We start from the raw sequence: 18,109 nt of genomic DNA, 5'->3' as shown, positions 1-18,109 counted from the left end.
TGCTTAGGGTTCCGCCCTGACGGCGGCTCACTTTTGAAAAGCCCGGAAGCCGGCCCAGTCAAAAGTAAGCAAAACGCTTCTGCCCCACCACTTGGTGCCTCGCCTAGGCTCGGCATGCCTGAACGAAGGCATCGCTCCGTGGGCCCACTGCGCAATACCTTCGTTCAGCCAGCGTGGTTAACGGGGCGCCCGAGATCAACGTCCACCGCGAGGCGGCCTGATAGCCGACCTGGCTCTCCCGGTCGTACACCCATCAGAACTGTGGGAGCAAAGCTTGCTCGCGATGGCGGTGGCTCAGTCACATGGATGTTGGGTTTGCTGGCCTCATCGCGAGCAAGCTTTGCTCCCACAGGTGATCCTGGGTGTCCATGAGTTCTGTGTTCACTGCGGCCCATTGTGGGAGCGAGCCTGCTCGCGAAGGTGGCCTGACAGTCGGCCAGTCTCTCCGGCTATACCCGATCAATTGTGGGGAGCGAGCTTGCTCGCGATGACGGCAGCCAATACAACTTAGTTGTCACTGGACTACCGCTATCGCGAGCAAGCTCGCTCCCACAGTGATTACTCGGGCTTCTCTTAGGTCTCGGCTTGCATCATGGATGCCTACCTCACCTCAACCACATCCAACGCCCGATTCGCCAGCAACTGGCTCAGCTCGATCATTTGCTGGACCCCTAGCGCTATATTCCGTCGCGAGCCCTTCAGGTCGAATGCCAGGTCGCTGACCATGGCGTTGGCCGAGGCCAGGGTTTCGCTGAGGTTGGCGAGCAGGCATTCGGCGTCGATGTTGGGGGCGATGATGAAAAGGGTGTCGGGGGTGTCGCAGGTTTCTTTGTCGGCTTTCGGCTTGAGGTAATAGTCCAGGGCGCGGGTGGCCGCGTCGTCGAGTTTCTTGGCGTTGGCCGATTGGCTGCGGGAGACGTGATCGTCTGGGGGATTTGGAGTGTTCTTCGGCATTCTATGGATCCTTGAAGTTGAGCCACCACTCACTCGCGACTAAACGAGGGGCGGCAGCTGTACGCAGGTTAGTCGACCGGGGATCCAAGAAACCGGCGCGCCCGAGGGCGCCCTGCGCACAGCTACCATCAAGTGCAGGAATAGAAGTACCTGACTGAATGGAGCAATGAGCACCTTGGAATACCGAGCGACTAAACCCGATCACTGATGGGCAGTGACAGGATCAAAAGTACCGAGGGGCCCCAAGGCGCACAAGCCGGCGGATTCTGGCGTAGTTGTAGGCAGAGGCGCAAGGCAACGTAGCCTTGTGTTGCGCAGTTGAAGGACGCGATTGGAGTCTTTTCTTAGGGACGTGTAGGGCAAATCCCGGGTGGGGGAGTTTGGCTTTTGTAGGAGCTGGCGAAGCCTGCGATCTTTTGATCTTTCGCTTGAGATTCAAGTGTCTGGGGAAAGATCGCAGCCTCGTTGCACTCGACAGCTCCTACACATTGCATATTTATGCAAAACAGCATTTGTCTTCTGCGAAAAGAACAAGCACTATGCGCGTTATGCAAAAACGCAACGTTTCGACCGTATTAAGAGCATTGCTCGATCAGCACGGGATCTCCCCCACGGAGCTTCACCGGCGTACCGGCGTGCCTCAGTCCACCCTCTCGCGGATCCTCAGCGGCAAGATCGTCGATCCTTCGGATAAACACATCTCGAAGATCGCCGAATATTTTGCCGTGAGTACCGATCAGTTGCGCGGGCGCGCGGACGTTGTGCCCGCCGGCAATGCCCGCCGCGATGAGCCGCATTCCGAACTCAAGGACATAAGCCTGTGGGACGACGAAACACCCGTCGAAGAAGACGAAGTGTCGGTCCCTTTTCTGCGCGAGGTTGAATTGGCTGCTGGATCAGGAAGATTCGTCATCGAGGAAAGCGAGCGCTCAAGCCTGCGCTTTGGCAAGCGCAGCCTGCGCCATAACGGCGTGCAGTTCGACCAGGCCAAATGCGTGACGGTGCGCGGCAACAGTATGTTGCCGGTGCTGCGCGACGGGGCCACGGTTGGGGTGAACGCAGGCAAGTGTGGGATTGGCGACATCGTCGACGGTGACCTCTACGCCATCAATCACAACGGCCAATTGCGGGTGAAGCAGCTTTATCGCCTGCCCACTGGCATCCGCCTGCGCAGCTTCAACCGTGATGAGCATCCGGATGAGGACTACACCTTCCAGGAAATGCAGGACGAGCAAATCGTCATCCTCGGACACGTCTTCTGGTGGGGCATGTACGCCCGCTAACCCCTCCGCTGTCAGATAAAACCCGCCGTTGTGCGGGTTTTTTTTCGCCTCCTGAAAAGCCGCAACCCCCGTGTTCCCAAGGGTTTCATGCATTTGCGCATTGGTCGCGCATAAATAAATGCATTTACGCATTGACTGTATATGCATCGATGCATATTCTGTGTCCAAGCCGCTCGACAAAGCGGCTGGCAACGAGGCTCTTTAGTTCCACCAACAGGCAGCGATGAACCGGCCTTAACGGTTCAGAGGGTTGGCAACTGACCCGGGTGTGCAGCGTAAAGCACCAGAAGCAGTTATCCGGCGGGCAGGGACCGCGGTCGGAGGAACAATTTGAATGGATCCGTACCGCGCCAGTCGCGCCGAAAGATCAAGCGCATTACTGAAAAGCCTGGGCAACCGGGCTTTTTGGAATGCCTGTGCCGCGAGGCACTTCAAATTAAGTAAAGAGATTTCCATGCGCTCACTCGTGAAGGGTAAGGAGGTGTCCAGATAAAAACGTGTATCGACGTTCTCAAAAAAACCACTCGTTTAAAGGAAGAAAACTGATGAAAAAAGTGCTCAGCGTGCTGATCGCAGCCGTCCTGGCTACCCAGACCCTCCATGCGTTTGCTGAAACCTCACCTGTCGGTTCCTGGCAATTCGCTTACTACCACGTTCCGGGCGGTGGTTTTTATGCCAACCAAACGATCTGCTTCAAAGCGGACAATACCTGGTACTCGAGTTCGCAGGCCGGCTGGAAGGGCGCATGGTTCCAGAACGGGGACGATCTCCAATGGAATGGGAGTGTGCCAATGCCGGGTGCAGGGAGCGCCAACAATCTCGCGACCATTGCCATGGGTAAGTTAGCTGTCGCTGGTTCGATGTCGGGTAACTACGCGGAATGGGCCGCACCCAGTGCGCTACCGCTGTCTTGGGACAGGCACTACACCTACACCATGACTTACAAAGGCGCGACCTGCGCTGCGCCAAAGTGATGTCAGCCCCCAATTGCCTGACAAACGTTTGAACGCCGTTTCTAGCGACTTAATGGGTTTCACCGACCCGCATCTCATTCAACTTCAAACAACTTACCCGCCCAATCTTAATCACCCCCAGGAAACGAGACATGACAAACGAGCAACAAGCGTTGCTGGACATGCCGATCTGGCTGGTCATCGTGCTCGCCCTGGTGGGCGGGGTGTCCGGCGAGATGTGGCGCGCTGACAAGGAGGGGGCCCGTGGCTGGTCGTTATTGCGACGCCTGGCCTTGCGCTCAGGTGCCTGCGTGGTCTGCGGCGTATCGGCAACCATGCTTTTGTACGCCCTCGGCATGTCGATCTGGAGCGCCTGCGCCTTGGGTTGCCTGACCGCCATGGCTGGCGCCGATGTGGCGATCGGTCTTTACGAGCGCTGGGTCGCCAAGCGGCTCGGCGTTTGCGAAGTCCCTCCGCGGGACGTTCCTCCCGACCAGCAGTGAAGCGACAGCGCTGATTCATACCAACGGAGGCGATCAATGCCTGCCCTTATCGAAAAACCGTCGCAGTTGTGCTCGGCCATTGCCCAGACGCTGCGCGCCATTTATCCCGCCTTGAAAGTCGGCAGCCCCCAGGATTTCGATGGCACCGACGATCAACCCTGGGTGCTGATTGCCCTTGAGCGTGATGCGCCCGGTAACCGCGCCAATGACGGGCGTATCGCCCATGTCCTGACGGTTTCCTTGCAAGTGGTCATGGCCGTTCCAGGATGGGATGCCTGCGATCTGGCCGGGGAGTTGAAACACCTGGTCATGGATAACCGCTGGGGGCTATCGGGCGATCAATGCGACCTGCCCACGGAGCTCGATGGCCTGCCATCCACGTTCATTAACCCGGCGCGGGCGTACACCGCCTGGACCCTTTCCTTCAACCAAACCCTGTACTTGGGCCCGACGCTGTTGGAAGACCCGCTGGGCATCCCGAAGTTTGCCCGCACCTGGGAAGTGTCGAACATCGACGACCCGGACCAATACACCGCTCTCGAGGGCTGACCCATGTTTGATGCGCTGTTACGGATGCATCTGGGGCCGATCATCGAGCGTCTGGCGCAGATGGAAACCGAGCTGGAAGACATGCACCGGCGGGCGGAGAGTTTCTGTCGCATCGGCGTTTGCCAGGAAGTCGACGCGGCCAGCAACACCTGCAAAGTCAGCCATGGTGGACTGCTGACCCCGGCGATCCGCTTTTTCAACCCGAGCGCCGGGGCCCAGAGCGAGTCGCGGATTCCGTCCGTGGGTGAGCAATGCCTGTTGCTGAATCATGGCGGCGGCGAGAGCGGCGGACAGGCGGTGGCGTTGTTCGGCCTCAACGGCGGTCAGTTCCCGCCTGTCTCGACCCAGGCCTCGCTGACGCGGCGCCTCTATCAGGACGGTACGGAAAACGGCTACGACCACGCCAGCCATGTCCTGCACTGGCAAAACGGCCCGGCGACGTTCAGCGGTTCTCGCGAAGCCCTGCAGTTGAACATTGGCCTGTCGCGGCTGGCGATGACACCCGAGGCCATCGAATTGCAAGTCGGCGCCGTCGGCATTCGGCTCGACGCCTCCGGTGTGCACCTGAGCGGCCCGGTAGTGGATCACCAGGGACGCGTCATCAGTACCGCATAAGAGATTTCCTCATGATTGGAATCGATCGAAACACCGGCGCCATGGTCGACGACTGGCTGCAGTTCGTGCAGCGCGCCACCCGTGCATTGACCACGCCGTTGGGCACTCGCCAGAAGCGCCCGTTGTATGGCTGCGCACTCACGCAGTTGCTGGGGCAGAACCTCGGTGATGACCTGCTGATCCTTGCCCAGAGCCACGCGGCCCAAGCGTTCTACAACCCGGACAACGGCATCGATGATTTCGAGCCGCAGGTCATTGTCGCCAGCCGACAGGGGGCCGGGTTGCTGTTGCGTTTCGCAGGCACCTGGAAAAACCGCAAACAGACTTTCGAGGTGGTGACATGAGCATGTTGATACCCGGCCAGAACCAATTGGCCGAACCGGCCATCGTCACTGTCGAAGCGTTCGAGGACTTGCTCGCAGAGTTCAAGACCTTCGTGGTCGAGTACGTCGGCGCACGCTCTCCGGCAAGCGCGGCGAAGCTGGTGGACAGCCTCGAAAACGAAAGCGAACTGCTGACCCTGGCCCTTGAGGCGTTCTGTGTCCGGCTGCAAACCCACGAGCGTAAATACAACGCCCGCATCAAGCAGATGTTGGCGTGGTGGGCCACGGGCACCAACCTCGACGCTCGCCTCGCGGACATGGGCCTTGAGCGTCAGTTGCTCGATCCGGGCGACCCGGTGGCGTTCCCGCCCATCCCCCCGGTCTACGAGAGCGATGACGATGCGCGGTTGCGCTACTACCTGGCGCCCCATGCCCCGGCGGCCGGATCGCGCATGCAGTATCGGCGGGAGATTTTTACCCTGGGCGAACGTCCAGCGGTGAAGGTGGAAAACGGTTCGGCGGGCGTGGTGACAGTCACCTACACCTTCGACCCGGATGGTCATGCGGCGCAGGTCAAGGATGGCAACGGACGCCGCACCGCGCCGGGCGAAGTCACGGTCACGGTGCTGTCCCGTGACGGCGACGGCACGCCCGCCGAGGAACTGCTCGACGGTGTTCGCCAGCATTTCGCCCGGCCGGATGTACGCCCGGAAACGGACCTGGTCATCGTCCAGGCCGCGCAGATCAAACCTTACAAAATCCGCGTCGTGGCGAAGATCAATGCCGGCCCGGATTCAGGGTTGACCCAGGTTGCCGCCGAACAGCAGTTGCAGGCGTATGCCGAGGCGTGTCATCGCCTGGAAGGGCGGGTGGACCCCAGCTGGATCGACTACACGCTGCACAGCGCGGGCGCGGTTCAACTGCAGATTCTCGAACCGCTTGCGCCGATTGTGACGACGGCTTTTCAAGCCCCGTACTGCACGGGCATCGAAGTCGAGGTGGATACGTTATGAGTGACGACACGCCTCGCCCGAGCCTGCTGCCGGTCAACAGTTCGCCGCTGGAAAGGGCGCTTGATCTCGGTTTCGCACGGTTGCTCGAACGCATCGATCCGCCGTTTCCCGAGCTGATGAACCCGGCGACCACGCCCTTGGCGTTCCTGCCGTATCTCGCGGCGGATCGTGGGGTCAGTGAGTGGAATGCGGGAGCCAGTGACCTGGAAAAACGCCTGACCGTTTCTTTGTCCTGGCAAATCCAGCGTCAGGCGGGCACCCGTCAAGCCTTGAATCACGCCGTTGAATCATTGGGGTTCACGCCTCACGTCACCGCTTGGTACGAGCAGCAACCTCGTGCTCACCCCTACACCTTTGATGTACAGGCGATCATTGGCCAGGACTGGTCCAGCGGCGATCACAACCGCTTGATTCAGCGGATCAATGCGGCAAAGAGCGAGCGCGATCAAGCCACCATCACCCTGGTGCATCAAACGAGTGGCGGCCTGGCAGCGACGGCAGCGATGCATGGACCAATCAGCGACGGTGAGCTGTCTTTGTGCGGGGCATTGCCGCTACTTGAACTCGCTGCGCGACTTCCCGGTATTGGGATTTCCCAGCGCTACACCATTAACGATTACGACCTCAGGGCGCAGCCATGACAGAAGACATTACGCGCTTGGTTCGCTTCACTTCCGCCGGCCTGGCCGAAGTGTTGCAGGCAAAGAACCAAGGCTTGAAAGGTGAGATCACTCACATCGGTGCCGGCACCGCCCGCTACGATCCCAATGGGTCGGAAACGGCGCTTCGCAATGAGCGACAGCGTGTGCCAATCGTGGATTACGAAGATCTGGATCCAGGGCAACTGAGAATGGCCGCTCTGTTTGAGGGGCCGGATGAATATGAGATTGGCGAGTTCGGTTTCTATCTTTCCACCGGCACGCTGTTGGCGGTGTATTCGGTGACTGGAAAGCTGCTGACCTACAAAGCCGCTGCAGCGCGAGTATTGCAAAAGTTCACGCTGGATATATCACCGTTGCCGGCGCAAAGCGTCACGGTGGTGGTGGGGGCCGACAACCTGAACATCCTATTGAGTGAAGAAATCGCCACGTTGGCTACCGCCAATATCGACAACATGGCGCGGCACGTGGGCCTGATGTTTCGAGTGATGGCGCTCGAAGCCAAATAATCAAATAGTACAAGGAACCTGAATGTGAGTCTGGAAACCACTATCGCGTCGCTGGTATCGGCGGCCAACAACTTGACCACGGTGGTCAATGGAAAGATCGGCAGTATCAACACGACCATGGCCACGGCTTTGACCCAGTTCAATGAGTGGCGAAGCCTGAAGGATGTGGAAGGGGACCCAAGCGCCCTGGGCACGATTCGTCGCAACGTTTTGCAGGGACACGTCTTCGGGACTGGCGGCGTCTATGGCGCAACGGCACAGGGTGATTTTGTTTCCACCAACCTGGGTGCCAGTGCAAATGTGTACATGCATTTCAAAGTGCCGCTTAACATCAATGTTCATTCGGAGATGTTCTGGTTCAACATCAAGGGCTACAGCTACGGCACAGCCAAAATAATCGACGAAACGTTGGTGGGGTATTGCTATCAGCCCACTCGGGTTCTGCAAAGCGTCTCGACCTTTGGGAATATGACTCCTGCTGTCTATGCCGACACAAACGGCAATATCGTCATGCGAATTCTGATTCCCAACGTTTATTACACCACCGTGCGCATTGACACCATGCGCGTGGGCAATGGTCGGTTATTCAATCTTGGGGATTTGACCACCAGGTTGTCGCTGGCCGAAACCGTTGTTTTCAGCTAAGGAATGAACATGTCTGATCTGTCCAACAATGACACTCCCGAAAATCCAATCGCCGTACCGTCGCGTGAAATCGAATGGGCCGCCATTCGCACACGCCGCAACCAACTGCTGCGAGACACGGACTTCACCCAATTAGCGGACTTCCCCGCAACAGAAGCCCAGCTGGCCGAGATCAAGGCTTATCGTCAGGCCTTGCGAGACATCCCCGAAACGGATGCGGAGCCGTCCAGGCTGCTCTGGCCTGTACTGCCAGATTTCATCAAGTAGACCACGACCGCGAGAGCGGTTTTTTTCGCCCGCACCAAGCCCCGCCATGGGGCTTTTGTGTTTTTCGCATCTGGAGAGACCGTAGATGCCCATTCGTAAGCAATACACCGTGCTGCTGCCATTTCCTACCGGTGGCGGCCACTGGTCGAGCGCCGGCCAGAAACTGGAGCTGTTGGATGTCGAGGCCAGTGCCTTGCGCAGTGCCGGTCGTCTCGAGCTGACCAGCGTCCTGGATACGCAGCAACCGGCAGCTGACACGCAAGCCACCCCAACCACCAAGGCCTTGAAGGCCGCCACCAAAAAGGCTGAATAACCATGGCTGAGGTTTTGAACTTCGAGCACAACGGCATTACCGTCAATGCCACCGAATCTCCCGAGGCCATGGGTGGCCTGGGTGACAACGTCATCGGGCTGGTCGGCACCGCGCCGAATGCCAACCTGCTGATCCCGAAAAACACCCCGTTCCGCATCAACAGCTTCACCACCCAGGCCCAGTTGGACCCAACCGGTGCCGAAGCGGGGACGCTGTTCCAGGCGGTCTACCAGATCCTCAAAGTGGTCAAGGTGCCGGTCTACGTCGTCATCGTCGAAGAGGGCGCCACGCTGGCCGATACGCAGAACAACGTGATCGGCGGTATCGAAGCGCAGACCGGTCGCAAACTCGGCCTGGCGGCGTTGAGTGGGGTCGCTGAAGACCTGACCATCATCGGCGCGCCGGGCTTCACCGGCACCAAGGCGGTGGCCAGCGAGTTCGCCTCGTTCGGCAAGCGCATCAAGGCCCGTGTGGTGCTCGATGGCAAGGACGCCGCGGTCGCTGATCAAGTGACCTACAGCCAGGAACTGGGCGGCGCGGACCTCGGTTTCGACCGTTGCCTGGTGGTACACAACATGCCGGCGGTGTACTCCAAGGCCGCGAAGAAAAACGTCTTCCTGGCCCCGTCGAGCCTGGCCATCGCCGCCCTCGCCAAGGTCAAGCAATGGGAGAGCCCGGGCAACCAGGTCACCTACGCCGAAGACGTCTCGCGTACCGTCGAATACAACATTCTCGACACCTCCACCGAAGGCGATCTGCTCAACCGTTACGGCGTCAGCTACTACGCCCGGACCATCCTCGGCGGCTTCTCGCTGCTGGGCAACCGTTCCATCACCGGCAAGTTCATCAGCTACGTCGGCCTCGAAGATGCCATCAGCCGCAAGCTGGTGAAGGCCGGCCAGAAGGCCATGGCCAAGAACCTGACCAAGTCGTTCATGGACCAGGAGGTCAAGCGCATCAACGACTGGCTGCAGACCCTGGTCGCCGACGAAACCATCCCTGGCGGCAGCGTGTACCTGCATCCGGAATTGAACAGCGTCGAGAAGTACAAGAACGGCACCTGGTACGTGGTCATCGACTACGGCCGCTACGCGCCGAACGAACACATGATTTATCAACTCAATGCCCGCGATGAAATCATCGAGCAGTTCCTGGAGGACGTTCTCTAATGTTTACCAACCGCGTAAGACAGGCCATCGCGGCCACCCTGCAAGGCCTGCCGTTGTCGGCAACCGTGGAAGATTTCACCCCGCCGAAGATCGAATTCGAGATGGAAGAGATGCGCGGCGGCCGTTTCATTGGTGAGGAAATGGCCAAGGGCGGCAAGGTGCTGACGGCCAAGCTGACGCTGCAAGGTCTCGGCCCGGAAGTCATGCTGGCGCTGGGCGTGAGCGTGGGCGACGACATTCTGCTGAACGTGCGTGAAGCCGGCCAGGATCAGGATGGCAACACCTGGTTTACCTACCACACGGTGGGCGGCAAGTTGAAGTCCCTCGAGGAAACTCCGCTGAAAATGACCGAGAAGCCCAAGACCAACCTGGAGCTGTCCTGCCGCACCTACAACCGCCTGGAAAACGGCGTTCCGGTGATCGACATCGACGTGCGCACCCAGAAGTTCGTGCTCAACGGTGTCGACATTCTCGGTGATGCGCGCCGTGCGGTGTTGTTGCCCTAAGCCCTTACCGGCCGGCTAGATGCAATCCCTGTGGGAGCGAGCTTGCTCGCGATGGCGGCGGTTCATTCAGTATCAAGCTGTCTGACACCCCGCTATCGCGAGCAAGCTCGCTCCCACAGGATGTCCTCTGATTCACCAAGGAACCGATTTCATGTCCTGGATGCCTCCTACCCATGAGCTGTTGTCGCCGATCAACGGTGACGACGGCTCGCAGATCGAGCAGCTCCCACTCAAACCACTGTTCTACGCCGCGCAGAAAGAAGCCCTGGCCCGCGCTGGTGATGATGAAGACGACCAGTTCTTCGAGCTGGCCAAACTGGCCACCGGCCTGTCGATCAAGGAACTCGATCAGCTCAAGCGCCCGGACTACGTCAGCGTTGCGCAATACGTGCACGAAATGTCCACGCGTCCGGCGTCGTACTTTCTGGATGACCCACAGGCCGATCCCGACCAGGTGCAACTGCTGCAACCGCTCGACGTCGCGGGCCGCAGCCTGACCGCGCTGACCCTGGAAATGCCGGTGCTGCGTGCGACCAAGGCGATGAAAAAACTGAAGACGGCCAAGGAGCGCGCCGAGTTCATCACGGCCCATTGCACCGGCCTGATGATTCCCGATCTGGACCTGCTGACCGTGCCCGACTGGACACAACTTCAGGTGCGCATCGACGATTTTTTAAACAAACCGGCGGACTTCTTTCGGAGCGCGACATCGAAGTGATCCTCGATGTGGTGCCGCTCATTTACTCGGTAAGTGAGGCGGAAATCCTGGAATGGGACGCCGGCAAGGCCTTGCGCCGCTACGACATCGCGATCACTCGCCTTGGCGTGAAACAGGAGTAGAGCGGGATGGCGGACGATAGATATTCGCTCAAATACGCAGCCTTCAATGACAGTGGGTTGGCGTTCGGCAATACCAGCCTCACCAGTGGCGTGTCGGCACAAGGCGCGTTTGCCAGGGATCAACTGGCGAGCCTCGATCTGGCGCTGGAAACACTCGGGCTCAAGCTCGGCCTGCTGACCACGGCGATCGAGTCGCTGACCGTGAAGCTTTCGGCGCAACGATTGTTTTCTCAAACGATGGGCGCTGGCGCCAAGGGCGAGTCGGCCAATGAGTCAAAGGGTAAGTCGGGTGGCGGCATCGAACCACCGGTGCTGCTCAAACCCGCGATAGCGATGGATTCGGCCGTGGCCGATCTGAAGCAGGCCGGCCAACTCACGCCTCGCCAGATTGCAGAGATGGCAGAACCAACCCAGCGTATCGCCAGTGCGCCATTGGTGGCGGCCGGCGGGACCACGGCGGTTGAGTTAGTGAGGATGGAAAGTCTGGCGGCCAGGGCGGGAATCGGCAGCGACCTGCCCAATGCCTCGGACCGGCAATTGGCACTGTTGCGCTTCGCCAGTGATGCGGGCGTCACAGCATCGACGTTCAAAATGCCGGCCATGGAAGCCGCTGAAATGGTGCTCGGCTGGCGCACTTCCATGAAGCTCAGCGCAGAGAAAGCATTTGATCTGGCGGATGCAACCAACCACCTGAGCAAGATTCCCGGTGGTGCGAAAGCGAGTGAGATCGGCACAGTGCTGCAGCGTGACGGTGCGGCCGCGACCTCGGCGGGCCTGCAGCCTGCCCAAGCTGCGGCACTGACGGCGGCACTTCTCAATACCGGCGCGCAACAAGCTGAAGCGGGTGTGGCGCTCGACCACTTCACGACCGCTTTAGGCAAGGGCGATCAGGCCTCCGCGACCGAGCAAGCGGCCTGGAAGCAACTGGGGCTTGATCCCAAAGAGGTAGCGAGCGGCTTGCGTGACAAGAATGCCGCGCCGGGGACAGTGATGTCGGTCCTGGCGGCCTTGAACGCGCAGCCGGCCGAAAAACGCTCGACCCTGGCCTCTTCGCTGTTTGGCACTGGGGATGCGGCGGTACTGCGCATGTCGCAGAAACTCGACGATGTGAACGCGGCGTTCTGGCAGGTGAAAGACCCAGGCCAATACGCTACATCGCAACTGGGTAACAACGGTTCGGTGCGGCAGGACGCGTTGGCCCTGTCGAACACCCGGCAGGGCCAGCTGAACGTCCTCAACGCCCGCAGCGAGCGTTTGTCGCTGGCCACGGGAAATGCCCTGATGCCCTCGGCGGATACTTCGTTCCAGTGGCTGGGATCGCTGGCCGACGGCATGAGTGAGTTGGCGGAGTCCTCACCTAAAGCCGCCGCAGCTATCGTATTGATTGGCGCAGCGATCAAACCGCTGGTGGGCGCGTTGCTCAAGGCTGTAGGGGATGAGATGTCCAATCAGGTGGCCAAGCGGGTGTTAGGTAGGGCTGCTCCGCACCTTCCCGGCCGATTGGGTGAGGTGATCTCCGAAGACTTCAGAAATCCTCGTGTGAACAAGCTGGATACACGCAGTGCCAACCAGCGTCCCGAATCCACGAACAGGCCGAAAATACGTGTCAGTACACGAGGCTCACAGGGGGCCGCAAGGCGTTTTTCACTCGGGCCAACGGCCTCGTTACGCTCGATGACTCGCAGGGCGCCCGGCCCATTGAAAGTAGTCGGCGCCGTCGCTGATGTGGCCGAGGGTGTCCTTACCGGCGACAAACGAATGATGGGCGCAGGCTTGGGCGCCGCAGGTGGCGGCTGGGCAGGCGCTGCTGCGGGGTCTGCGGCCGGTGCCGCTTTGGGGAGTGTTGTTCCGGTGCTCGGCACTGCCATTGGTGGGCTGATTGGCGGACTGCTGGGCGGCTGGCTGGGGAGCGATGCCGGCGCGTCCCTGGGTGAGAAGCTCGTCGCCCCCGCCGACAGACTCGCCGCTCCAGAACAGGTCAGCAAGGACCTGGCCAGCACCCAGACAACCACGCAACAGAACACCATGACCGCAAACATCTACATCAACGGCCAGGACCAGGCCAGCGCGACTCAGTTGGCCAACCTGGTCGTGCAGCAGCTCTCGGGCCAATTCGGCTTGACGACCATGCCCGACTCACTCGCCATGCGCAGTGACGCGGCCCTGACCGACGGAGGTACGTGATGCGTCAGCAAATGGCACTTGGCAGTTTCATTTTCGGTCTGTCGAGAAACTTTGCGTACCACAGCCTGGTACGCACCTCGGACGGTGGCTGGAAGAGCATCGACATCCTCACCAGCAAACCCAAGTCCAGCCAGGTCGGCCAAGGCCTGCAAGGGCTGACGATCACCGGCAAGTCGATGTACGCGACCGCCATGGATCGCCTCGATGAGTTGCGCGCCTTGCAGGCGCAGCGCGTGCCCGTGCCGTTGGTTGACGGCATCGGTCGCAACTGGGGCTTGTGGCAGATCAACAAGGTGACGGAAACCCAGACCGAGATCATTGATGACGGTACGGCGATGGTGGTCGGCTGGGTGGTTGAATTGTCGGAGTTCGCCAATGCGTAGGGTTCGAAGTATCGCCGGTGATTCGGTGAGTCTGTTGCTGTACCGCGAGCTTGGGCGTTGTGACGATATCGTCGAGGAGGCGCTCTGGCTGCTCAATCCGGAGCTGGCCGAATGGGGCCCGGTATTGCCTGCGGGTGTCTGGGTGGTCCTGCCGGAAGTGGATCTCAAACCTGTTGCACCCACACCGGTTTCGGCCTGGGATTAAGGAGGCAACATGTCACTGGGTTTCACGCCTGCGGTGGAAATTTATGGTGCGAACGCCGCACTGCTCAACGAACGCCTGCTCAAGTGGGAGCATGTCGACGCGGCGGGTATCGAGTCCGATCAGCTGACGCTCACCATTAGCCTGGATGGGCTCGAAGGGTTGCCCAGCCTGGGCGGGAAGATCGGTCTGCGGGTCGGTTACCTGGAGTCGGGGCTGGTGGATAAAGGCGAGTTCGTCATCACCCGGCGCACACCGTTCCTGTTTCCGCTGCAACTCGTGCTGGTGGCCATGGCGGCGCCATTCAGTGCGACGGACCAGACCGGGTTCAAGCAGCGCCGATCCGTCAGTCATGGCCCGACCACACTGGGGGCGCTGTTTCGTCAGTTGACCTCCAGGCACGGGTTTTCCCCCCGTATGGCGCCGGACCTGTCGCTGATCAAAATCGAGCACATCGACCAGACCAACGAAACCGACATGGGTTTCCTCACGCGCCTGGCCCATCGTTATGACGCCGTCGCCAAGCCGATCAACGAGTTGTATGTGCTGGCTCGGCGCGGTCAGGCGAAGTCGTTGTCAGGCAAGGTCCTGCCCGAGATGAAACTGTCGGTGACGACGAATAATCGCCCGGGCGACCACGCCTTCATTTCGGCCAAGTTTGATGAAACCGCCCGGGCCAAGTACCAGGGTTGCAAGACCCGGTGGTGGGATGCGGCGGCCGGCGAGCTGCAGGTCGAGGAGAGCGGCATCGCGCCGTTCAAGACCCTGCGCCAGCGCTTCCAGAGCGCAGACGATGCCCGTGCCGCTGGAGAAGGCGAGGTACGCCGGATGGAGCGCGAAGCACTCAAGGTGACCATCGAGTGCCCTGGCAACCCGGGGCTGTCCGCCGAGGGCATCGTATTGCTGGATCCCACCTGGCCGGATTTCATGCGCGGTCGCTGGTCGATCGACAAGGTCACCGCCAGTGGCGACCGGGAAAAAAGCTACCGCTGCTTGATTCATGCAACCTGCCTGGATGCCAAGGCCTGACCCCACCACCTTCTGTGGGCGTTGCACATATCCAGCGCCCAACTGGGTCCCTCTGTGGGAGCGAGCTTGCTCGCGAAGATGCCAGTACATCCAACATCAATGTTGCCTGACCTACCGCTTTCGCGAGCAAGCCCGATCCCACAGGGATGACTCGCACCTTCAGATACTGGAGTCCCCCCATGAAGATCACGCCGATCCTCACGCAGTTGCGTGAGCAATGTCCGACGCTCGCCCATCGCGTGGCCGCAGGCTTTGACCTCGTCACGCTGCAAGCCGAGACCCCGCTGCAGACCCCCTGCGCCTATGTCCTGCCCACCGCCGACACTGCCAGCAAGAACGCGGCTCAGAACGTCACGCTGCAAGCGGTGCGTGATCGCTTCGATGCCGTGCTGGTGCTCGACGCCACTGATGCGACAAAAGCGCTGGACCTGTTGCACGACCTGCGGGCCGAACTGTGGCGCGCGCTGGTGGGGTTCAAGCCGGGCGCCGAGTACACCGGCATCGAGTACGACGGCAGCGAACTGGTTTCCATCAATAGCAGCCGTGTGTTGTACCGGCTGCACTTTTTCGCCGAGTTCCAGCTGGGCCGCAATCTGGCGAGCCAGCCTGCCGAAAGCTGGCACGAGCGTGAACTGGACGGCTTGTCGTCCTTTACCGGGGTCACCGTGCGGGTCGATGCCATCGATCCGGCGGACCCCAACCTGAAACGTCCCGGCCCCGACGGGCGCGTGGAACTGACTTTCTCTGGAGACGTAACCCCATGAGCAAACGCATCACCGTGCTGCCGGCCCCGGGCCGTACCGTGCCGGACCCGGAAGCGGGCGATCTGTTGCCCCTCGAAGGCCGTGAAGTGCCAGACAACGCCTGGTGGCGTCGACGTCTGGCCGATGGCGATATCACTACCAAAGCCGTGAAAGCGGCAAAACCACAGGGAGCCAAATAATGGCGATCGGATTCAGCAATATTCCCGCGGACATTCGTGTGCCGCTGTTCTACGCCGAAATGGACAACTCGGCCGCCAATAGCGCGTCATCGGCCATGCGCCGGTTGATCGTCGCCCAGGTCAACGACAACGTCGCCCCGGCGGAAGTCGGCAAACTGGTGCTGGTGTCCAGCGTCGCGCTGGCCAAGAACATTGGCGGGCAGGGCTCGATGCTCGCCTCGATGTACGAGACCTGGCGCAAGACCGACCCGCTCGGTGAAGTCTGGTGCCTGCCGCTGCACAACGTCGAAGGCGCCATTGCCCAGGGCGTGCTGACCTTCACCGGCGCCGCGACTGAAAGCGGTGTGCTCAACCTGTACGTTGGCGGTGTACGCGTCCAGGCCGCCATCGTCAACGGCGCCACTGCAGCCCAGGCCGCCTCTGCGCTGGCCTTGAAAATCAACGCGGCCGCCGACTTGCCGGTGACTGCTGCGGCCGCCGAAGGTGTCGTGACCCTGCGCGCCAAATGGACCGGTGACAGCGGCAACGACATCAGCCTGCAATTCAATCGCCTGGGCAAGAGCAATGGCGAAAACACCCCGGCGGGGCTGACCACCGCCATTACTGCGATGACGGGCGGCGCCGGTGTGCCGGACCAGACCGCTGCCGTTGCGGCCCTGGGTGACGAACCGTTCGAGTTCATCGCCATGCCCTGGTCCGATGTGGCGAGCCTCAACACCTGGCAAGCGGTCATGGACGACAACACCGGTCGCTGGTCCTGGGCCAAGCAGTTGTTCGGCCATGTCTACAGCGCCAAGCGCGGCACTATTGGCACCCTGGTTGCCGCCGGTCAGGCACGCAACGACCAGCACATGACCATCCAGGCCCTGGAACTGGGCGTACCGCAACCGTTCTGGGTCCAGGCCGCTGCGTTGGCTGCGCGCACGGCGGTGTTCATCTCCGCCGACGCCAGCCGTCCGACCCAGAGCGGCAGCCTGCCAGGCTTGGACCCGGCACCGGCCAGTGAACGTTTCACCCTGACCGAGCGCCAGTCGCTGCTCAATTACGGCATCGCGACCGCGTACTACGAAGGTGGCTACGTGCGAATCCAGCGTTCCATCACCACGTATCAGAAGAATGCCTTCGGCCAAGCTGACAACTCCTACCTGGACAGCGAAACCATGCACCAGTCGGCGTTCATCGTCCGTCGCCTGCAAAGCGTGATCACCAGCAAGTACGGTCGCCACAAACTGGCCGCCGACGGCACCCGTTTCGGCGCCGGCCAGCCCATCGTGACCCCGAGCACGATTCGCGGCGAGCTGATCGCTCAATACGCCAAGCTCGAACTGGAAGGCCATGTGGAAAACGCCGAGCTGTTCGCCGAGCACCTGGTGGTCGAGCGTGACAGCCAGGACCCGAGCCGGGTCAATGTGCTGTTCCCGCCGGACTACATCAACGGCCTGCGGGTGTTCGCGCTGCTCAACCAATTCCGCCTGCAATACGACGACGCCGCCTGAAGGTCGCGTCAATCGCATGAATTCAGCCCACTTCGCGTGGGCTTTTTATTGAAGGGAGAAACACCATGGGTCAACTGATTGCGGGCACCTGCTACGTCAAAGTGGACGGCGCTCAACTGACCATCAACGGTGGCTGCGAAGCGCCACTGATGTTCACCAAACGCGAAACCGTCGTACCGGGTTTCTACAAGGAAACCGACATCGCCCCGTCCTTCAAGGTGACGGCGCTGCACACCGCGGACTTCCCGCTCAAGCAACTGGTTGCGGGCACCGACATGACCGTCACCTGCGAATTCAACAACGGCAAGGTCTACGTGCTGGCCGGCGCCTACCTGGTGGAAGAGCCTGTGTCCAAGGGTGACGACGCCACCATCGAGCTGAAATTCGAAGGCATCAAGGGGACTTGGCAATGAGCGATGTCGTGACGCTGCGCGTGGCCATCGAGGCCCACGGTGAGCCGGTGAGCGAACTGACTCTGCGCCGTCCGACGGTGCAGGAAGTCCGGGCGATCAAGGCGCTGCCGTACAAGATCGACAAGAGCGAGGAGGTGAGCCTGGACATGGACGTCGCGGCCAAATACATCGCGGTGTGCGCCGGTATCCCGCCGTCCTCCGTCAACCAGTTGGACCTGGCTGACCTCAACGCCCTGAGCTGGGCCGTCGCGAGTTTTTTCATGAGTGCGGCGTCGCAGCCATCGGCGACCTGATCGCCGCCGCCTATGACCTGGCCTGGTTCTGGAAGGTTGACCCCGAACAGATGATGGCCAGGCCA

25 protein-coding genes and 1 pseudogene are annotated in these 18,109 nt (G+C 60.7%); 25 read left to right on the top strand and 1 reads right to left on the bottom strand.

Going from position 1 to position 18,109, the window contains the following annotated elements; translation table 11 throughout:
• Window positions 1–143: 143 nt before the first annotated feature.
• Window positions 144–221, top strand: a pseudogene (locus AB4O22_RS20850) (nucleoid-structuring protein H-NS); the annotation flags it as partial.
• Between the two features lie 379 nt (window positions 222–600).
• Here AB4O22_RS20850 and AB4O22_RS20845 read toward each other — a convergent pair.
• Window positions 601–954, bottom strand: coding sequence for a DUF6124 family protein (locus AB4O22_RS20845; RefSeq protein ID WP_123351159.1), 354 nt, complete (start codon window positions 952–954; stop codon window positions 601–603).
• Between the two features lie 548 nt (window positions 955–1,502).
• Here AB4O22_RS20845 and AB4O22_RS20840 point away from each other — a divergent pair.
• The 24 genes from AB4O22_RS20840 to AB4O22_RS20725 all read left to right on the top strand — a co-directional run bounded on the left by AB4O22_RS20840 (window position 1,503) and on the right by AB4O22_RS20725 (window position 18,044).
• Window positions 1,503–2,237: a LexA family transcriptional regulator gene (locus AB4O22_RS20840; RefSeq protein WP_003198297.1), complete on the top strand. Its 735-nt coding sequence runs from the start codon at window positions 1,503–1,505 to the stop codon at window positions 2,235–2,237.
• A gap of 545 nt (window positions 2,238–2,782) precedes the next feature.
• Entirely contained in the window at window positions 2,783–3,211 is a 429-nt protein-coding gene (locus AB4O22_RS20835) for a hypothetical protein (protein ID WP_027912171.1), read from the top strand.
• 131 nt (window positions 3,212–3,342) lie between these two features.
• Window positions 3,343–3,693, top strand: a complete 351-nt coding sequence (locus AB4O22_RS20830; protein ID WP_003198302.1) for a phage holin family protein — start codon at window positions 3,343–3,345, stop codon at window positions 3,691–3,693.
• Between the two features lie 36 nt (window positions 3,694–3,729).
• Complete coding sequence (locus AB4O22_RS20825; RefSeq protein ID WP_039010711.1) at window positions 3,730–4,242, top strand: hypothetical protein; 513 nt, start codon at window positions 3,730–3,732, stop codon at window positions 4,240–4,242.
• 3 nt (window positions 4,243–4,245) lie between these two features.
• Complete coding sequence (locus AB4O22_RS20820; RefSeq protein WP_223470228.1) at window positions 4,246–4,857, top strand: phage baseplate assembly protein V; 612 nt, start codon at window positions 4,246–4,248, stop codon at window positions 4,855–4,857.
• 11 nt (window positions 4,858–4,868) lie between these two features.
• Window positions 4,869–5,201, top strand: coding sequence for a phage baseplate protein (locus tag AB4O22_RS20815; RefSeq protein WP_027912174.1), 333 nt, complete (start codon window positions 4,869–4,871; stop codon window positions 5,199–5,201).
• Window positions 5,198–6,193, top strand: coding sequence for a baseplate J/gp47 family protein (locus tag AB4O22_RS20810; RefSeq protein WP_027912175.1), 996 nt, complete (start codon window positions 5,198–5,200; stop codon window positions 6,191–6,193). Before AB4O22_RS20815 ends, AB4O22_RS20810 begins: the two co-directional genes overlap by 4 nt.
• On the top strand, window positions 6,190–6,834 hold the full coding sequence (locus AB4O22_RS20805) for a phage tail protein I (RefSeq protein WP_223470224.1): 645 nt from the start codon (window positions 6,190–6,192) through the stop codon (window positions 6,832–6,834). Before AB4O22_RS20810 ends, AB4O22_RS20805 begins: the two co-directional genes overlap by 4 nt.
• Window positions 6,831–7,361, top strand: coding sequence for a phage tail protein (locus AB4O22_RS20800; protein WP_223470222.1), 531 nt, complete (start codon window positions 6,831–6,833; stop codon window positions 7,359–7,361). Before AB4O22_RS20805 ends, AB4O22_RS20800 begins: the two co-directional genes overlap by 4 nt.
• Before the next feature lie 24 nt (window positions 7,362–7,385).
• On the top strand, window positions 7,386–8,006 hold the full coding sequence (locus AB4O22_RS20795) for a hypothetical protein (protein ID WP_460097056.1): 621 nt from the start codon (window positions 7,386–7,388) through the stop codon (window positions 8,004–8,006).
• 9 nt (window positions 8,007–8,015) lie between these two features.
• Window positions 8,016–8,273 carry a tail fiber assembly protein gene (locus AB4O22_RS20790; protein ID WP_460097055.1) on the top strand — a complete coding sequence of 86 codons (258 nt, stop codon included), beginning with the start codon at window positions 8,016–8,018 and terminating at the stop codon, window positions 8,271–8,273.
• Between the two features lie 85 nt (window positions 8,274–8,358).
• A complete protein-coding gene (locus AB4O22_RS20785) occupies window positions 8,359–8,586 on the top strand; it encodes a hypothetical protein (protein WP_223470217.1) in 228 nt (75 codons plus the stop codon).
• Window positions 8,587–8,588: 2 nt separating this feature from the next.
• Complete coding sequence (locus AB4O22_RS20780; protein ID WP_014336823.1) at window positions 8,589–9,755, top strand: phage tail sheath protein; 1,167 nt, start codon at window positions 8,589–8,591, stop codon at window positions 9,753–9,755.
• Entirely contained in the window at window positions 9,755–10,261 is a 507-nt protein-coding gene (locus tag AB4O22_RS20775) for a phage major tail tube protein (protein WP_038855980.1), read from the top strand. Before AB4O22_RS20780 ends, AB4O22_RS20775 begins: the two co-directional genes overlap by 1 nt.
• Before the next feature lie 151 nt (window positions 10,262–10,412).
• Window positions 10,413–10,979, top strand: a complete 567-nt coding sequence (locus AB4O22_RS20770) for a phage tail assembly protein (RefSeq protein ID WP_053161950.1) — start codon at window positions 10,413–10,415, stop codon at window positions 10,977–10,979.
• Between the two features lie 128 nt (window positions 10,980–11,107).
• Entirely contained in the window at window positions 11,108–13,285 is a 2,178-nt protein-coding gene (locus tag AB4O22_RS20765) for a phage tail tape measure protein (protein ID WP_223529213.1), read from the top strand.
• Complete coding sequence (locus tag AB4O22_RS20760; RefSeq protein WP_460105991.1) at window positions 13,285–13,668, top strand: phage tail protein; 384 nt, start codon at window positions 13,285–13,287, stop codon at window positions 13,666–13,668. Before AB4O22_RS20765 ends, AB4O22_RS20760 begins: the two co-directional genes overlap by 1 nt.
• On the top strand, window positions 13,661–13,873 hold the full coding sequence (locus tag AB4O22_RS20755) for a tail protein X (RefSeq protein ID WP_038857204.1): 213 nt from the start codon (window positions 13,661–13,663) through the stop codon (window positions 13,871–13,873). Before AB4O22_RS20760 ends, AB4O22_RS20755 begins: the two co-directional genes overlap by 8 nt.
• 9 nt (window positions 13,874–13,882) lie before the next feature.
• A complete protein-coding gene (locus AB4O22_RS20750) occupies window positions 13,883–14,899 on the top strand; it encodes a contractile injection system protein, VgrG/Pvc8 family (protein WP_038857201.1) in 1,017 nt (338 codons plus the stop codon).
• A 179-nt stretch (window positions 14,900–15,078) separates the two neighbouring features.
• Window positions 15,079–15,663 carry a phage tail terminator protein gene (locus AB4O22_RS20745; RefSeq protein WP_038857199.1) on the top strand — a complete coding sequence of 195 codons (585 nt, stop codon included), beginning with the start codon at window positions 15,079–15,081 and terminating at the stop codon, window positions 15,661–15,663.
• Window positions 15,660–15,842, top strand: a complete 183-nt coding sequence (locus AB4O22_RS20740; protein WP_460097052.1) for a DUF2635 domain-containing protein — start codon at window positions 15,660–15,662, stop codon at window positions 15,840–15,842. Before AB4O22_RS20745 ends, AB4O22_RS20740 begins: the two co-directional genes overlap by 4 nt.
• Window positions 15,842–17,338 (top strand): phage tail sheath subtilisin-like domain-containing protein, encoded by a 1,497-nt coding sequence (locus tag AB4O22_RS20735; protein ID WP_038857195.1) that lies wholly within the window; start codon window positions 15,842–15,844, stop codon window positions 17,336–17,338. Before AB4O22_RS20740 ends, AB4O22_RS20735 begins: the two co-directional genes overlap by 1 nt.
• 65 nt (window positions 17,339–17,403) lie before the next feature.
• The gene (locus AB4O22_RS20730) at window positions 17,404–17,751 is read left to right on the top strand and encodes a phage tail tube protein (protein ID WP_003198314.1); all 348 of its coding nucleotides are present in this window, start codon (window positions 17,404–17,406) and stop codon (window positions 17,749–17,751) included.
• Window positions 17,748–18,044, top strand: coding sequence for a phage tail assembly protein (locus AB4O22_RS20725; RefSeq protein ID WP_003198316.1), 297 nt, complete (start codon window positions 17,748–17,750; stop codon window positions 18,042–18,044). Before AB4O22_RS20730 ends, AB4O22_RS20725 begins: the two co-directional genes overlap by 4 nt.
• Window positions 18,045–18,109 lie beyond the last annotated feature (65 nt).

Source organism: Pseudomonas sp. S3_B11 (assembly GCF_054667715.1).
The sequence above is the reverse complement of the archived record's forward strand: the minus strand, read 5'-3'. Positions and strand labels throughout refer to the sequence as shown.

Excerpts from the sequence above, each read along its gene's own strand:
- AB4O22_RS20845 (WP_123351159.1), bottom strand. The coding sequence starts at position 954 with ATGCCGAAGAACACTCCAAATCCCCCAGACGATCACGTCTCCCGCAGC.
- AB4O22_RS20840 (WP_003198297.1), top strand. The coding sequence starts at position 1,503 with ATGCAAAAACGCAACGTTTCGACCGTATTAAGAGCATTGCTCGATCAG.
- AB4O22_RS20835 (WP_027912171.1), top strand. The coding sequence starts at position 2,783 with ATGAAAAAAGTGCTCAGCGTGCTGATCGCAGCCGTCCTGGCTACCCAG.
- AB4O22_RS20830 (WP_003198302.1), top strand. The coding sequence starts at position 3,343 with ATGACAAACGAGCAACAAGCGTTGCTGGACATGCCGATCTGGCTGGTC.
- AB4O22_RS20825 (WP_039010711.1), top strand. The coding sequence starts at position 3,730 with ATGCCTGCCCTTATCGAAAAACCGTCGCAGTTGTGCTCGGCCATTGCC.
- AB4O22_RS20820 (WP_223470228.1), top strand. The coding sequence starts at position 4,246 with ATGTTTGATGCGCTGTTACGGATGCATCTGGGGCCGATCATCGAGCGT.
- AB4O22_RS20815 (WP_027912174.1), top strand. The coding sequence starts at position 4,869 with ATGATTGGAATCGATCGAAACACCGGCGCCATGGTCGACGACTGGCTG.
- AB4O22_RS20810 (WP_027912175.1), top strand. The coding sequence starts at position 5,198 with ATGAGCATGTTGATACCCGGCCAGAACCAATTGGCCGAACCGGCCATC.
- AB4O22_RS20805 (WP_223470224.1), top strand. The coding sequence starts at position 6,190 with ATGAGTGACGACACGCCTCGCCCGAGCCTGCTGCCGGTCAACAGTTCG.
- AB4O22_RS20800 (WP_223470222.1), top strand. The coding sequence starts at position 6,831 with ATGACAGAAGACATTACGCGCTTGGTTCGCTTCACTTCCGCCGGCCTG.
- AB4O22_RS20790 (WP_460097055.1), top strand. The coding sequence starts at position 8,016 with ATGTCTGATCTGTCCAACAATGACACTCCCGAAAATCCAATCGCCGTA.
- AB4O22_RS20785 (WP_223470217.1), top strand. The coding sequence starts at position 8,359 with ATGCCCATTCGTAAGCAATACACCGTGCTGCTGCCATTTCCTACCGGT.
- AB4O22_RS20780 (WP_014336823.1), top strand. The coding sequence starts at position 8,589 with ATGGCTGAGGTTTTGAACTTCGAGCACAACGGCATTACCGTCAATGCC.
- AB4O22_RS20775 (WP_038855980.1), top strand. The coding sequence starts at position 9,755 with ATGTTTACCAACCGCGTAAGACAGGCCATCGCGGCCACCCTGCAAGGC.
- AB4O22_RS20770 (WP_053161950.1), top strand. The coding sequence starts at position 10,413 with ATGTCCTGGATGCCTCCTACCCATGAGCTGTTGTCGCCGATCAACGGT.
- AB4O22_RS20765 (WP_223529213.1), top strand. The coding sequence starts at position 11,108 with ATGGCGGACGATAGATATTCGCTCAAATACGCAGCCTTCAATGACAGT.
- AB4O22_RS20760 (WP_460105991.1), top strand. The coding sequence starts at position 13,285 with ATGCGTCAGCAAATGGCACTTGGCAGTTTCATTTTCGGTCTGTCGAGA.
- AB4O22_RS20755 (WP_038857204.1), top strand. The coding sequence starts at position 13,661 with ATGCGTAGGGTTCGAAGTATCGCCGGTGATTCGGTGAGTCTGTTGCTG.
- AB4O22_RS20750 (WP_038857201.1), top strand. The coding sequence starts at position 13,883 with ATGTCACTGGGTTTCACGCCTGCGGTGGAAATTTATGGTGCGAACGCC.
- AB4O22_RS20745 (WP_038857199.1), top strand. The coding sequence starts at position 15,079 with ATGAAGATCACGCCGATCCTCACGCAGTTGCGTGAGCAATGTCCGACG.
- AB4O22_RS20740 (WP_460097052.1), top strand. The coding sequence starts at position 15,660 with ATGAGCAAACGCATCACCGTGCTGCCGGCCCCGGGCCGTACCGTGCCG.
- AB4O22_RS20735 (WP_038857195.1), top strand. The coding sequence starts at position 15,842 with ATGGCGATCGGATTCAGCAATATTCCCGCGGACATTCGTGTGCCGCTG.
- AB4O22_RS20730 (WP_003198314.1), top strand. The coding sequence starts at position 17,404 with ATGGGTCAACTGATTGCGGGCACCTGCTACGTCAAAGTGGACGGCGCT.
- AB4O22_RS20725 (WP_003198316.1), top strand. The coding sequence starts at position 17,748 with ATGAGCGATGTCGTGACGCTGCGCGTGGCCATCGAGGCCCACGGTGAG.